A 15,425-nucleotide genomic window follows, 5' to 3' on the forward strand; every position below is an offset into this window, starting at 1 on the left:
TGTTCCCGGAATCAGTTATTCCACATCCAGATCTGCCGTGATCTCATAATAATCACAGGGATGAGCTGCCATTCCCTTTACATTGGATTTTGTCACAATTCCCATATTGAGATGTGATACAAAGAAAAATCCATCGTCGTCCAGAATCTTCTGCTGCAGCTCTGTTGCCAGCTTTGCTCTCTCCTCCGGCTCAAATGCCTGATGAAGCTTTTCTGTAAGAGCTGTTACCTCTTTGTTTTCATATTTTCCGTAGTTTTTGGGTCCCACTACTGTACTGGTAAAGAAATATTCCGGATCTCCGGTGGGAGCTGTGGTAGTAGAACTTACATACACATCAAAGTTGCCGTCTGCCGCATAAGTCATATGATCCGAAGTATTATTTACCACAACGTCAATTCCGATTTCCTTGAGAGTTGCCTGTGCATACTCCGCAAGCTTCGGCTGCTCCAGACGGGTCGGGTAGGTCAGCCAGTCTATGGTAAGCTTCTGTCCGTCCTTGTCTGCATATCCGTCGCCGTCTGTATCCTTCCATCCGGATTCTTCCAGCAGCTTTTTTGCCCCTTCCGGATCATAGGAAACTGTTTCCACTGCTTCATTTCCATAAGAAAAACTGTCCGGAAAAGCGGCTTTGGCAGGGAGCCCTCTCCCCTCCATGATCACAGAGCAGAAGCCCTCTTTATCAATTCCCATTTCAATGGCTTTTCGTATATTCTGATCCTGCATGATCTCCGACTCAAAATTAAACTGTCCGAAAAAGCATCTGCTTGTTGCGCAGGAATTAATGGTATACTCCGGATTTCCGTCAAAAAGCGCGTAGTTATCATACTGAAGACCATAGGTTCCCTGGATATCGCCTGTCTGAAGGGCCGCGGTCAGAGCGCTTCCGTCCGAAAAAGACTTTACTGTAACTTTATCCACCTTTACATCGCCGCCCCAGTAATTTTCATTTTTTACAAGATCAATCTGAGTGGGGGTAACTTTTTCTGCAATATAAGGACCTGTTCCTGCCACATTGGCATTTCCCCCTTCTCCCTGAACGCCATATTCCATATCAATAATGGCTCCGTAGGGATCTCCCAGATAGTTAATGATTGCCGGACATGGTTCTGTTGTGTAAATAGTCAAAGTCAGTCCGTCTGCATCAATATAATCGATCTTCATATCAGAAGGAGCCCGGTCATGAACCTTTACCAGATTTTCCAGACATTCCTTTACTGCCTGGGCATCCATAGTGCGGCCGCTTGAAAACTTTACTCCGTCTCTCAGTGTGATCTTTACCGTAGTGTCGTCCACAAACTCATAATCTGTGGCAAGCCAGGGCTCCACCTCCATATTGTCATTGTACTTAAATAACGTTTCCCCTACACCATACCTGAGCGCACTCCATCCGGAATAATTATCATGAGGGTTCAGCCCGGCGTCACCCATTTCCTCGCTGTAACCGGTTGTTCCGTATACAAAGGTCTTTTCTTTGTCTGCCATTACGCTGACACTCAGTCCCGATATCATCACTGCTCCTGCAAGCACTGCAGCAATAAATTTTTTCTTCATTATTTACCTCTTTTCTTTTTGTGTTCCGGATCCAGATAATCTCTCAATGTATCTCCCAGAAGGTTAAAAATCAGTACCGTTACAAAAATTGCAGCTCCCGGCGCAAGAGACATCCACGGCGCGATCTGCAGAAGGCTTCTGCCCTCATTGATCATACTTCCCCATTCTGCTGCCGGCGGCTGTACTCCCAGTCCCAGAAAGGACAAGCCTGCAAGCTCCATCATCATAGTTCCAATATCCAGAACTGCCGTTACAAGGACAGGGCCTGCAATATTAGGCAGAATATGCCGCAGAAGCAGAGCCGGTGTGCTGCTGCCGGAAAGTCTGGCCGCCATTATATACGGCGCCTCTTTCTGAGTCAGCGTCAGTCCTCTGGCCAGCCTGGCAAACTTCGGCCAGCTTACCACTGCCAGAGCAAGTACCGCATTCTGTACACCGCCGCCCAGGACTCCTGCCACAGCTAATGCGAATACCAGACTTGGAAAGGCCAGAAACAGATCTGATATCCTCATAAGAAAAGCATCCACAAAGCCTCCCCGCCAGCCGCAGATAATTCCCACAAAGGTTCCCGTTACTGTTGTAATGCTCACCAGGATCAGTGTGGAAAAAATACTGGTAGTTCCGGCTATCAGAATCCTGGAAAACATATCCCGTCCATAGCGGTCTGTTCCCAGCAGATGCTCCGGCCCCGGCGGCTGCTTTGCCAACAGAAGATTCTGCTCATAAGGGTCATAGGGACAGATGTATTTTGCACACAGAGCTGTTAAAAGAAGCAGCGCTGCCAGAACTGTCAGCACAATAAGCCGTATTTTTACAGAATCTGTTCCCGTCCTGTACACAGAAGATGAACCTCTCTTTTTCTTTGTCATCCTTGCTCACCTCCCAGTCTTACACGGGGATCCAGATAATGATACACAATGTCCGTAATCAGGTTCACTGCTACATAGATCACTGCCATCCATGCCACATATACCTGAACGACAGGATAATCTCTCATGGTAATGGCATCCACAGCCATTTTACCTACACCGTCCCACATAAAAATAGATTCCACAATGGTAGTTCCGCCCAGAAGGCTTCCCACAGACAATGCCATCAGCGTCACAATAGTCAGCATGGACGCCCTCAGAACATTTTTCCAGATAATCACACTTCCTCTGACACCTCTGGCCCTGGCTCCCGTCACATAATCCTTATTCAGTTCCTCCAGAACAGCCGCTCTGATCTGACGGATATATTTTGCCGCCATAGCTATGGCAAGGGTAAGAGTGGGAAGCACAAGACTTGCCGCAATATTTTCTGACGTAATCACAGGCAGCCATCCAAGCTTTACAGAAAATACATACATTAAAATCAGCGCCGCAAAAAAATTCGGGGCAGAATTTCCGATAAAACTCAGAAAACGTATCAGATAATCTGACCATCTATTATGGCGTATGGCAGAAAAAATCCCAAGGGGGATCGCTGTCAGCATAGTCACTATCATAGAAGAAACTGTAAGAAGTATGGTTGCCGGAAGCTTTTCCATAAAAGTATCATATACCTTCTGCCCGGATACATAGCTGGTTCCCATATCGCCTGTGACCATTCCTGCAAACCATCTGCCATACTGTACCAGAAAAGGCTGATCCAGACCGTATTCTTTTTTTGTCTGATCAATTACCTCCTGGGAGACAACTGACCCTGCATTTTCATACATGTAGGTTACTGCATCTCCCCCTGCAAGCCGCATCATGGCAAAGGACAGAAACGTAATCCCGATCAGAACGGGAATTAACTGAAGCAGTCTTTTTCCTATATATTTCAACATAATTTTATCCTCTGTTTATCTGCTTTTTCATCATTTTACTTACCGCTTCCGATTCGTTCTTCCAGAAAACAGATGAATTCCTTTAAACTGCTGTCCATCTCTTCTCCCCGATGTCTGACATACCCGAAGATCACCCGGCTTCCTTCCATTTTCAACGGGATTCCGGGAAGTGTATCTTTCTTATTCTCTGACAGATAGCTTCCGCTGATATTTGCCACATCACTGTTTTTTAAAAGCCTTTCCATAATATAATCGCTGTTTGTAATAACAGAAATATCCAGGCCTTTCCAGGAAAAGCTCTCCTTGTTTTCGGCGGCTCCAATATCAAAAAATTCGTCCTGATAGTTCTGAACCAGCCGAACTCCGTCAAGCTCTTCATAGCTCAGGCTCTCTTTTTCTGTTCCGTAAAGAAAGGATTTTCCTCCCGGATAAACAATGGCTTCTGTTTCATGCAGGGGAATAAATTCCATCCTGTTTCTGGACAGTTCATAAAAAAAGTCCTCTTTCTGCCGTTCCAGAATATACACAAACCCCACATCATCCAGATAGTCCCGGACGCGTTCCATCACTGTCCGAACTCCTGCCGTGTAAATCTGAAAATGATAATTTCTGTCATAATTCTCATTATAAAAATCCACAAACTGAGTGGCGAACCAAGAGCTTGGATTTGCCGAGATCCTGAGCCATTTTGTCATACCGTGGTCCGCCATGGCTTCCAGCTTTGTGACTTCGCCTACAATTTTACAGGCATAACGATATACCTGACTTCCCTGAGGCGTAAGACGGATCCCTCTGGGAAGCCGCTCAAAAAGCTGCATTCCCAGAGAATCCTCCAAAGCCTTTACCACCTTGCTGACACTGGGCTGGGTGGAATATAAAATTTTTGCCGCCTCGCTGACAGAGCCGGTCTGAGCGCAGGTCACAAAATACTGCAGCTGTTTTAAATCCATAATTTTTTCCTTTATAGTTCTTTTACTTACAGGTTCTCAGCATAAACATTGGTGTGGGATTATAAAACTCATCCTTTTCCACATAAATCCTGCTACTGATTCCCAGATCCACAGAAAATTCCTGAAGCTTCATTGCCCCCAGAGTCTCCAGATCCCAGGCTGGACGGCTGTAGGAACTGATTGGAAGCTGACGTTTGATCTCCTCACATTCTCTCATCATATCATCGCCAATTTCCTGATGCGCATGGTTGTCCGGAAGCTCGCACAGGTCTGTAAAATCACTGAGTCCGTAATTTGCATCAAAATTCAAAAGTATGCCGCCTTTTTTCAGTACACGCACCCATTCTCTGTAAGCGCTTTTTACATCCGGCAGGGTCCAGGTAAGGTTTCGGGAAATCACCACATCAAAGCTTTCGTCTGCAAATCTCAGATTTTCTGCATCCATTACAAAGAACTCACAGTCTGTTTTTTCCTCTTCTGCAAGCGTTCTGGCATTTTCAACCATATCAGGCGTCAGATCCACACCAGTGACCTGATATCCTTCTTTTGCCAGAAGCACGGAAAAAAATCCCGCTCCGCAGCCCACGTCAAGGACCCTGAGATTTCTGTCCTGAGGAAGCTGATTTTTTATTTCATAAAGCCATCGTTCAGACATAGGACTGTGAAGCTCCGCCCTTTTATGTTCCAGGAAATCTCCGCTTCTTTTTTCCCAGTAGCTTACAATTCGCTCTTTCCGCTCATCATAGGGATTGACAATCTTTCCATAAGCGATCATCGGCCCGTCCCCCAGTACCTGAAGCGTGCCGGTCTGATACAGGATCACACCGTCATACTCGGCCACGCTCAGCTCCAGAAGACCGCCTTCATAATCCCGCACTTCACCCAGAATCTCTCCTTCCCGGATCATATCGCCGGGCTTTTTAAAGGGATACCACAACCCGTCCCGGGAAGCGTCCTGATAACAGATATCTGTAACATCCAGAGGATAATAAGTTCTGTAATCCTTTTTCCCCTGATAAATTCCCAGATGACAGAGAATATTCCTGACATCTCTTCTTGTAGAGCGTACTTCTTCACTGGTCCAGGCTCCCATACCGCCCCGCTCAATAAGAATACTGGGGATTCCCTGAGAAGCCGCATAGTTATAAGCGCCCCCTGACGCCACATTGGAGCGGACCATGTAAGGTACGTCCACCTGCTCTGCCATGCGTCTTGACTGACTGACTGTTTTTTCATCTGCCATGCCCGCATAATACACATAAGAAGTCAGCTGTTCATAGTCATCCCCACTGTGCAGGTCAATGTAATAATCTGCTGCCGGCTGAAGCTCATGGGAAACTGCCCATGCAAGACGTTCCATTTCTGTACCTTTTGGATTTCCGGGAAATTCCCTGTTCAGGTTTTTTCCGTCTGTCAGTCCCATACTTCCGTTTCTCCGCTCAAACGCCGGAACATTTATCACCTTAACAATGATTATGGTACCTGCCACCTTCTGTATCTTCAGTTTCTGCGACAGCTCAATAGCAGCCTGTATCCCCACATATTCGCCCCCGTGGACTCCTGCAGTGATCAGCATTGTTTTTCCAGGTCTTGTTCCATGAAGCACGGCAGCCGGAAGCCGGAATTCGCCCTGTCCCAGCTCCAGATAACCTGTCCACACGTTTCCGGGTTCCACTGAAATATGATTGAGGCAAAAGCTTTCTCTTTTTTTCCCGGAAAGAAGAAAGATCGGGGTGGAGCCATTATTTGCGATCTCTTCTTCTGTCCATACCTGTTTCCACACCTCTGTGTCGCAGCTTACTTCTGTCAGCCCTGCATTTTTCAGGGCTTCCACATCCCACTGAGGACGCTTCTGTCTGCTTAAAGGAACCTGTCTGGCAATGGCCTCCATCCGTTCAATATCTGTTCCTGTATAATAATCTTCCAGATTTTTTTCTTCCACCCTCTGGCGGTCCTTCTCGTAACCGCTGCGCTTTTCCTCATCATAAAGATGACCGTACCAGTCTGCATCAAAATTGCACAGAAGTCCGCCCGGTTTCAGCACACGTACCCATTCCTCATACGCCTGTCCCGGGTTTTCCAGATTCCAGGTAACATTTCTGGAAAATACCGCGTCAAATTCGCAGTCTCCCAGTTCAAGCTTCTGGGCGTCACTGAGCTTCCAGGTGATTTTTTCCGCAAACACTCCTGTATTCTTTTTTGCCTCTTTCAGCATCTCCTCTGTAACGTCTGCTGCCGTTACCTGATATCCGGCCTCCGCAAGAAGCAGGGCAAAAAATCCCGGTCCGGTTCCCACATCAAGAACCTTCAGCTCCTCCGGGTTCTTTCCCGGAAAATTCTCTTCAAGGAGAGAAAGAAGCTTGTTCTTCCACATACTCCGTCTGGCGTCTGCCATTTCCTGCTGATTATATTCTGAATAGCCCTCTGCACGCTGTGTCCAGTAGGCATGAATTTCTTCCTTTAACGTATTCATGATTCTTTCTGCTCTTTCTGTTAGTATGTTCTTTCTATAAAAAGAATCCTGTATTTTTTCGGTTCCTGCCTGTGGCTGCCGGTTAATTTTCATTTCCTGCTGCCTGTGGCAATAAAATTTTTATAATGGACTTTTTATAGACGGCTTTATTATATAAAAAAAGAAATCCCTCCTGCAACCCTCCCGGGGGGATTTCTTTGCTGTTCAAAACCTGTTTCTTTTCTGGATTTCTCCGCTGATAAATTCATACAGCTTCTCCACCGCGTCTCCGTGAATCTGCTTTTTCTGAGCGCTGACCATCTGAGCTACCGCCTCAGGATCGTTCATAAGCTGGATTCCTTTTTCCACCTGCCCATTGAGGGTAATTGCTGACCAGCTCATGCCTGCCTTCATAAAAAATTTCCGGTTTACTGTTTCGCAGCCGGGAATCGGAGCCGTATGGATCATCGGCACACCCGTCACTGCCGCTTCTGTAGATGTCAAACCGCCCGGCTTTGTAAAAAGAACGTCACAGGCCTTCAGATAAAGAGACATCTGGGTGGTAAATCCCAGAATCTGTACCCGGGGCTGTTTACAAAACTCTTTTTTCAACTTCTGTTCCGCCTTGCGGTTGCTTCCGCAGATCACAAGAATTTTTTCCTGAGCTGTGCCTTCCAAAAGCTTTTTTACAAGCTCGGAAAGATCTCCGGCCCCCATACTTCCTCCGGCTGCCAGAAAATATCTGCCTTTCGTATCAAGCCCCAGCTTCTCCCTTGCCTGTTCTCTGCTTGTATTCCTCCGGCAGCTCTTAGCCACCGGAATCCCAAAAGCCAAAAGCTTCTCCGCAGGAATCCCCCGTCTGACACAGGACTTTTTTAAAGCCTCATGGGGAAGCACATAATAATCACAGTCTGTCTCCTCCCAGAAGGGAATACAGGTGTAATCTGTCATTACTGCCACCGTAAGCGGAAGCTTCATGCCCTTTCGTTTCATATAAGTAATTGTTTCTGCCGGATAAAGATGCGGCATGATCAGAACATCAACCGGATGTTCACGTAAATATCCGTCCAGATACTTTGCCATTCTCCCGTTAATATAATACACAGGAGATTTCTTCAGCAACCGGCTGGCTACCATTCCCAGCTTATAAAAAAGCCCGAAAAGTCTGGGCGTTTTTTTGACGATCTGAACATATCCGTCTCCTACCAGACGTGAAACTCCCTCTCCTGCAAGGCAGAGATAGTCAAGTACATATGCCTCGTCGCCTCTCTCCTGCATCTCCTCTGCAATCGCCCGGGCTGCAGAATTATGTCCGCCTCCTGTATTGCAGGACAAAATCAATGCTTTCATTCAAGTCTCCATTCCTCTCCCCGCCTGTATGCGGCATTTGCCTTCAGACAATGTTTATGTATCACAATCCCCGACATCAGGACACAGCCGGCCAAGACTGTTCTGCGCGGCACTGTCAGCATAACAGTAACAGCAAAGGCCAGAAACGTATATACGCTTTTTCTGGTATTAGACCTGGCAGATATTACGATCACAAACAGCAGATACCAGAAAATCAGAGCTGCCAGAGGCTGCCACAGAGGAAGCAGTCCGATCAGTACGCCAAAAGATACTGCAATAGCCTTGCCCCCATGTCCTTTCTGAAACAGAGAATGAGCATGTCCGAATACAGGCGCGGCCATTACCAGCGCAAACATCCAGGAATCCATTCCCAGATCCCTGGCGCACAGGGCAACCGGAAGCGCCCCCTTTCCCAGATCTGCCAGAAGAACCAGTATCCCACAAAAAGCGCCTCCACAAGCAAATGCATTAAACGTTCCCGGATTTCCATCCTCAGACTCTGTCTGAACATCCACTCCCCGAAAGATCATAGGAATCAGCCGTCCAAACAAAATACTTCCTGACAAAAATCCCATAATCACATAGAAAAAGTATCCATATTTCATAATCCAACCTGCTTTCCTGCTGCAAATAAAATCTCACAGTCGTTTCTAACCAGAGCTGGGCTTCTCCTCCGACCTCTGAATTTCTCATTTCCCTTAATTACAGTTCTCTATCAATCCCCTGTCCAGAGTTTTCCTGTTACAATACCATACTCCACAGACAGATTGTGGGAAGCGATAACAAAGTAGAAAAAATAACCATTTTTGTTGCAAAGGGAGAATCCACCCCATATTTCTCTGCCAGAATACTTGTGGTAGCGCCTGCCGGCATGGCAGCCAGCAGTACACAGATGCCAAAAGCATTTTTATCAAGAGGCAGAAAGCTACAGACTCCGTACACCACTGCCGGAATCACCACAAGCCTGTGAAACGTAAACTTTGCCACAGTCCGGTCCCAGAAATCCTTTACATTGATATCTGCAAGAATCATTCCAACTGCCATCATGGAAAAAGCTGTATTGCAGTTTCCTATATAATCCACTGCATCTGTAACCGGCGCCGGAAGCTTCCACCCGGTAAACATAAGAAGAATACCCAGTTCACTCATAATAATACAGGGATGCGTCAGAACCTTCCTGACCGTTTCTTTCCGGTCTGTGGTTCCGGAAAAAACTGCCAGTCCGGAAGTCCACATCATGATCCTCTGAGGAATCAGATAAATACTGGCAAGCACCAGCCCCTCTGCCCCGTAAATCCCCTCTGCTACCGGATTTCCCAGAAACCCTGCGTTTGAACAGATCGTTCCATACCGGAGACATTTATTTTTCCCCTCTGGTTCCTTCCTGAAGATCAGCCTTCCATAAAACACGCAAAAAATCTGAATCCCGACAGAGATCAGAAGGACCTCCAGATAATACAAGAGTCTGCCCTCCACAGGACTGTTCATAAATGCATGAAGAATGTTGCAGGGCAGAATCACATAAATAACAAGATCGTTCAGGTTTTTTTGTCCCTGCGGTCCAATGAGCCCGATGCGCTTCAGCATAAATCCCACTGCTACCAGAAGAAAAATCGTTGCCTGCAGCGTAAGTACTTTTTCCATAATACCCCTCTTTTCCTGTCTGTACAGAAAATCTCCTGTCATAATCATACTGACCGCTGATTTTTCTGAAAGATATCCCCAGTGTATCACAACCAAAAAATACTCGCAACAAAAAGACAAACCTCTCTTGACGGCACAGCTTATACCATGCTACAATGTCACCTGTCCAAAACACAGTGTGGACTTTTTTGGCCAGGCCACTTTTCGCCACACAATTACCATCCGGTAGTTGTGCGGCTTATTTTTTTGCCATAAAAGTCTTTTTTATAAACCAACAGGAGGAATATAAATGAACAATACTTTTATGAAAGAAAAGCCAGTATTTCCTCTGATCATGTCCATGGCTCTCCCCATGGTGATCTCCATGCTGGTAAACTCTTTGTATAATATAGTAGACAGCTTCTTTGTTGCGCAGATCAGTGAAGATGCCATGACAGCGCTTTCCCTGGTCTTTCCCATCCAGAACCTGGTGAATGCCATTGCCATTGGTTTTGGCGTGGGAATCAGCTCGCAGATTGCTTTTCATCTGGGAGCCGGAAATAAACACAATGCAGATATTGCCGCTACTCACGGAACGGTTTTGTCCGCTGTACACGGACTTATTATGATGGTAGTCTGTACTCTGATCATGCCCTCCTTTCTTGGGCTTTTTACACCGGACAAAAAGGTTATTGATCTGGGCGTAAGATATTCCGGCATTGTTTTTGCCTTTTCTGTTGTGATAGGCCTTGACCTTGCCTTTGAGAAGATTTTTCAGGCAGTTGGAAGAATGAAAGTTACCATGTTTTCACTGATGTGCGGCTGCATTACCAATATTATACTGGACCCGGTTCTGATTTTCGGTCTTGGTCCCTTCCCTGCCCTTGGAATCGAAGGCGCTGCCCTGGCAACAGGTCTTGGACAGGTTTTAAATCTGATCATTTACCTGGTGATCTATTTTGCCCGCCCGATTCCTGTACGCATCAGGAAAACATGTCTGAAGCCAGACGGCAGCATGGACAAAAAGCTTTACGCCGTGGGAGTTCCGGCAATTCTGAATATTGCGCTCCCCTCCCTTCTGATCTCCGTACTGAACAGCCTGCTTGCTGTTTACTCCCAGAGCTATGTGGTAATTCTGGGCATTTATTACAAGCTTCAGACCTTCCTTTATCTTCCTGCCAGCGGAATCGTCCAGGGTATGCGCCCTGTAATCGGATATAACTATGGAGCAGGAGAACACAAACGTGTGAAAAAAATCTATATGGTAACGCTTGCCATGAGCAGCGTCATTATGATCATCGGAACCGTTATCTGCCTGGCAGTTCCCAGACAGTTGATGGGACTGTTTACCTCCAATGCCGAAACTGTCCTTGCAGGAAAAACAGCTCTCCGTATCATCAGCGCCGGCTTCCTGGTTTCCGCTGTATCTGTTACCGCCTGCGGCGCACTGGAGGGTCTGGGAAAGGGAACCCCTTCCCTGATCATCTCTCTGTGCAGATATGTACTGATCATCATTCCTGCTGCCTTCGTCCTCAGCAAAGTTTTTGGAGCTGTTGGAGTATGGCATGCCTTCTGGATCGCCGAAGCAGCTACTGCAGTCGTAGCCGGTCTGATCAGCCGTAAAGTAGTATGGGGACGTTAAACGTCCCCATTAGATTTAGTATTCTAATTCCCCCCAGTATTCTTCATAGTATCTTTTCAGTATTTTCTGATATTTTTTTTTTCAGAAAGTGCATCATAAAACTTTTTATTTTTTATAAGATATGACATCCATCCCAGCCATTCATTATCTTTTAGCAGAAGCGCCTGCTTTACCTGATAACCAACAGCATGCACCAAAAACTGAGGCTCCATTTTTTCCAGCCTCTCCATGATCAAAAATGCCCCAGGCCAGTTGATATCCTGCAGCCACTCCAGCATCTCACATGTGTATTTATTTAATTCTTCATCAGTTTTTTCACATATTACTTTTGCGCAATTTTCCCATGACCATCCATATTCTATAGGCTGCATAAATACAGATAAGGATTTTATCTTTCTCGCCTCTCTGAGAGCCTCTTCCTGAACCTCTACAGGTTGTCCCTCATCCATCATTTCAAATAAAGTATCAATATCTACTGACATATCAATATCCTCCGTCCCATTTTATTGCTACACTTTTACTGCCTGAATCCATATAGATCAAGGTAAAATAAATCTCCTTTTTCTCCCCAATATTCGATATCCACCCCCAATTTTTGAAGTTCTTGTACTTCTTTGTCATTATCTGTATACAAATAAGCTTCTTTTTCATGTGCTGTGAGTGCAAACCAGCAATAACCTTTTCTGTAAAAACATAAATCTACAGGCGCTCTGGGATAGCTCCATTCAAATATATCATTTACTCTTGTCAGAATATCGTAACATTTCATATCCGCACAATAAACCATTAATCTATATACAGCCTCTCCTCCCATGGTTTTTGTATGCGGCCATTCTGATACATTTTCAGCGTATAGTAAAAATGGCTCCAGGCTTTTTTTATATTCTTTAAAATCTTTATAGAACAACATGTTAGTTCCCTGTCTATAATAAACTACTGAGAAAAAATCACTGTTCAAAAGCATATATCTTATAAAACTATTATAAATCTCTTTATTTTTCATTTTATCAACAAAATATACCTTCACCCAATATCCTCCCGTATAGTATACCTTCTCTATTCCGTTATGAAAAATAAGTTGGCGGATATTTCCACCGTTCGACAGATTTCCCCGTATCTAATCTTTTTTCCTGTTATACAGTATATATTCTGTTCTCCAGTAAATTGAACTTCCAGTTCTCCACTTTCCCATGTCTTAATTTGTCACCAATATACTGTTCTGCCTTATATTGACACAAATATCCTGCTGTATCATACTCGGGTATGTATAATGTCCGCTCAAGTACACCATCTTGTCCGATTTTCTTGTCCTTATAAAACACTTTAATAATATTTCTCCTAACTATATTACTTTGATAATTATTCCCCCTTCGCCTTGACAACTAAGAATCTGATATTATTTGCAATCAAAATAATCAGTATTCTAATTTCCCCCAGTATTTTTTATGGTATCTTTTCAGTATTTTCTGATATTTTTTTTCTTCAGAAAGTGCATCATAGAACTTTTTATTTTTTAGAAGATATGACATCCATCCCAGCCATTCATTATCTTTTAGCAAAAGCGCCTGCTTTACTGCATAAATAGCAGCGTTCAACAACAACTGAGGATCCATTTTTTCCAGCCTTTCCATAATCAAAAATGCTCCCGGCCAATTAAGATCCCGCAGCCACTCCAGCATCTCATATTTATAACTATTTAATTCTTCATCAGTTTTTTCACAGATTACCTTTGCACAATTTTTCCACGACAATTTATATTCTATCGGCTGCATAAATACAGATAAGGATTTTATCTTTCTCGCTTCTCTGATAGCCTCTTCCTGAACCTCTATAGGTTTTCTCTCATCCAACATTTCATATAAAGTATCAATATCTATTGTCATATCAATATCCTCCATTCCGCCGCCTTTCAGTGAGCGGTACAAATAAGTGACACTACAAGTCTGTACACTAAAAATTGTTTCAGCAGCTTAGTTTTTAATTGTGTGGCAGTTCAGTCAATGACTTCTTATCAATGCAATTCGCTGAAAAATACTGGATTCCTGTTTTTAGTCTTCTTGAAGCCGAAATTAATGCTACCATTGTCAATCCAAAATGGGAAAAATCAGTAAAAGGCAATGAAGATCTTTTGGAAGTCATCCACAGCTACCAAGGAAGCGGCAGCGTATACTGCCTCCTTAGTATAAATTTTAATAAAACTCTCGGTCTCCCATATGGTTAATAATTGATCTCCATCTTAATTTTTCAGCACAAATTACTGTTCCCATATAATCATCTAAATCTGCTTCTGATAATCCTCCACAGTCACACCAATAAATCAATTCGTTTTGCATAAACATAGTAGCATCAAGTATTTCACATGTATACGTTTCATCTAACGGTAATAATTTTAAATATTTTAAACCTTGAAATTCCAATTCAAACATACCATTTTCTTCACTTTGGCATTGAAATGCTACATTTAATATCCTCTTATCATTTACCGGATACATTTCATATCTATTATTTACATATGCCCCACTTGAATATTTCAATTCTTTAATACAACAGTCATGGAAAAAATTTATTTTTTTCATAAAATCATTTATCTCTCTCTCAGAAGAAATCTCGTACCACATGCAATCCCCCTAAATATGAATTGTTCCATCTATAATGTAGACATCAAATATTTACAAACTCCATAACCCCATACAAAGCTGTTTATTATAGAATAATCCCTCTGATCTTCAGTCAAAATAATTTGGAGGGTATTTCCATCTTAAGGAATCCTTTCCCGTATCCAATCTTTCTTTTTCCGACAAATAAAACTCATTATAACCGGATATATGTGCAAGTTTTTCCCGGAATACCTCCTTCGCTAATCTGCTTCCAATATATGAATCAACTTTATATCCGGATATATATCCTTCCTTATCATATATTCCGGTATAAAGCTCTCTTATTATGGTTCCATCTAAAGTTGTATTTTCATTATATATCGGAAACCAAAATTCTTCATACCACCATTTTTCTATTTTGCTGTTATCATACAAATAAATTTCCTTACCTACTCTGTATATTCCTGTTGAGCCTTCATATACACACCATTTCAAATATTCCAATTTGTTATTAATATTTTTTAGGATCTTTATTCCAAACAATGTTTGTTTTCCAACAAACCAATTATAAATCATATAATATATATATCCATTGAAATATAAAACATAGCAAATGTGATGATCATTTTCACTTGTATAATAAATAGTGGATACTAATCTGCCATCCTCTCGGAATAAATATTCCAGCTTTCCATATTTGTCTTTTGGTACTCTCTTATAAAAACTCCCTCTTTTCGCATTTCCCACTGTAAGATCAAATACCGGGCTTACTTCGTATAATCCCATACTATACCCTTCATATTTACTGTATTTCCTGTACCGTACATTTGAACTTAAAATAGCCGATAACTCTTCTCCCCGGCTTTTACAGATCCCCTGCATAATCAGAAATTGAACAGTTTCTTCCATGTGTTCATCTATGAACGTTTTTTCATCAAGCAAATACTCTTCTGCTTTTTTATTCCGGTCAGAAAATTTCTGTCGGATTGAATCTTCTCTTTTTGTAAGATCGGATCTCTTCGTATTCAGCACATCTAAAATCGCAGTTCTATTTTGCTTACATTCTTCCGGGCTCAGTTTGCAGCCATCCAGCATTTCTATAATCTCAGGACACTCAAGAAAAGCGTTCAGGCAATTATAGGATTCCTGACTGATTTTGCCCTGTTGATAAAATTCACTAACAAGCTCCTGCCAAAACTCCTTTTCACTTATGTTCTTCATTCAATCCCCCCTTCCCCAATACCATTCTCCCTGGCTCTGTACCACCTGTTCTTTTTAAAACAATATGAAAATAAGACAAAAAGCTTCTGCTGGATGAAACAACACTGATCTGATTACAAAGAAGCAATACTCCATCCAAAATACCGCTGCTGCTAAAAGCTTATCCCAACTATGCTAAATACAGCTTACCACTATATTTACAGCCCCGTCAATAAAAGTAACCATGTTA

Annotated in this window: 14 protein-coding genes; 1 reads left to right on the plus strand and 13 read right to left on the minus strand. The window is 43.4% G+C overall.

Translation table 11 applies throughout. The features are described 5' to 3' along the window. Window positions 1-15 precede the first annotated feature (15 nt). From NSA57_RS15875 to NSA57_RS15910, 8 genes are all read right to left on the minus strand, one after another. Window positions 16-1,551 (minus strand): ABC transporter substrate-binding protein, encoded by a 1,536-nt coding sequence (locus NSA57_RS15875; protein ID WP_178709594.1) that lies wholly within the window; start codon window positions 1,549-1,551, stop codon window positions 16-18. Next, a complete protein-coding gene (nikC, locus tag NSA57_RS15880; RefSeq protein WP_022067771.1) occupies window positions 1,551-2,420 on the minus strand; it encodes a nickel transporter permease in 870 nt (289 codons plus the stop codon). The genes NSA57_RS15875 and nikC overlap by 1 nt, the downstream gene beginning before the upstream one ends. Then, window positions 2,417-3,361, minus strand: a complete 945-nt coding sequence (nikB, locus tag NSA57_RS15885) for a nickel ABC transporter permease (RefSeq protein ID WP_178709590.1) — start codon at window positions 3,359-3,361, stop codon at window positions 2,417-2,419. The genes nikC and nikB overlap by 4 nt, the downstream gene beginning before the upstream one ends. A gap of 35 nt (window positions 3,362-3,396) precedes the next feature. Then, window positions 3,397-4,311: a LysR family transcriptional regulator gene (locus NSA57_RS15890; RefSeq protein WP_178709588.1), complete on the minus strand. Its 915-nt coding sequence runs from the start codon at window positions 4,309-4,311 to the stop codon at window positions 3,397-3,399. 22 nt (window positions 4,312-4,333) lie between these two features. Beyond that, entirely contained in the window at window positions 4,334-6,784 is a 2,451-nt protein-coding gene (locus NSA57_RS15895; RefSeq protein ID WP_257465394.1) for a methyltransferase domain-containing protein, read from the minus strand. Window positions 6,785-6,988: 204 nt separating this feature from the next. Beyond that, window positions 6,989-8,113 (minus strand): MGDG synthase family glycosyltransferase, encoded by a 1,125-nt coding sequence (locus NSA57_RS15900; RefSeq protein WP_257465395.1) that lies wholly within the window; start codon window positions 8,111-8,113, stop codon window positions 6,989-6,991. Next, on the minus strand, window positions 8,110-8,718 hold the full coding sequence (locus tag NSA57_RS15905; protein WP_022067776.1) for a glycerol-3-phosphate acyltransferase: 609 nt from the start codon (window positions 8,716-8,718) through the stop codon (window positions 8,110-8,112). Before NSA57_RS15905 ends, NSA57_RS15900 begins: the two co-directional genes overlap by 4 nt. A 136-nt stretch (window positions 8,719-8,854) precedes the next feature. Beyond that, window positions 8,855-9,757 (minus strand): AEC family transporter, encoded by a 903-nt coding sequence (locus NSA57_RS15910; protein ID WP_257465396.1) that lies wholly within the window; start codon window positions 9,755-9,757, stop codon window positions 8,855-8,857. Window positions 9,758-10,046: 289 nt separating this feature from the next. On the opposite strand from NSA57_RS15910, the gene NSA57_RS15915 reads away from it, so the two are divergent. Beyond that, on the plus strand, window positions 10,047-11,378 hold the full coding sequence (locus tag NSA57_RS15915) for an MATE family efflux transporter (protein ID WP_257465397.1): 1,332 nt from the start codon (window positions 10,047-10,049) through the stop codon (window positions 11,376-11,378). Between the two features lie 56 nt (window positions 11,379-11,434). On the opposite strand, the gene NSA57_RS15920 is transcribed toward NSA57_RS15915, so the two are convergent. The 5 genes from NSA57_RS15920 to NSA57_RS15940 form a co-directional block, all read right to left on the minus strand. Next, window positions 11,435-11,860: a DUF5071 domain-containing protein gene (locus tag NSA57_RS15920; RefSeq protein ID WP_257465398.1), complete on the minus strand. Its 426-nt coding sequence runs from the start codon at window positions 11,858-11,860 to the stop codon at window positions 11,435-11,437. Window positions 11,861-11,895: 35 nt separating this feature from the next. Continuing rightward, entirely contained in the window at window positions 11,896-12,405 is a 510-nt protein-coding gene (locus NSA57_RS15925) for a hypothetical protein (protein ID WP_257465399.1), read from the minus strand. A gap of 388 nt (window positions 12,406-12,793) precedes the next feature. Beyond that, window positions 12,794-13,261 (minus strand): DUF5071 domain-containing protein, encoded by a 468-nt coding sequence (locus tag NSA57_RS15930; protein WP_257465400.1) that lies wholly within the window; start codon window positions 13,259-13,261, stop codon window positions 12,794-12,796. Window positions 13,262-13,567: 306 nt separating this feature from the next. Then, window positions 13,568-13,996: a hypothetical protein gene (locus tag NSA57_RS15935; RefSeq protein ID WP_257465401.1), complete on the minus strand. Its 429-nt coding sequence runs from the start codon at window positions 13,994-13,996 to the stop codon at window positions 13,568-13,570. Window positions 13,997-14,104: 108 nt separating this feature from the next. After that, window positions 14,105-15,196: a hypothetical protein gene (locus tag NSA57_RS15940; RefSeq protein ID WP_257465402.1), complete on the minus strand. Its 1,092-nt coding sequence runs from the start codon at window positions 15,194-15,196 to the stop codon at window positions 14,105-14,107. Between the last annotated feature and the right edge of the window lie 229 nt (window positions 15,197-15,425).

It is taken from the genome of Blautia caecimuris, from assembly GCF_024622975.1.
GTDB classification, from domain to species: domain Bacteria; phylum Bacillota; class Clostridia; order Lachnospirales; family Lachnospiraceae; genus Blautia_A; species Blautia_A caecimuris.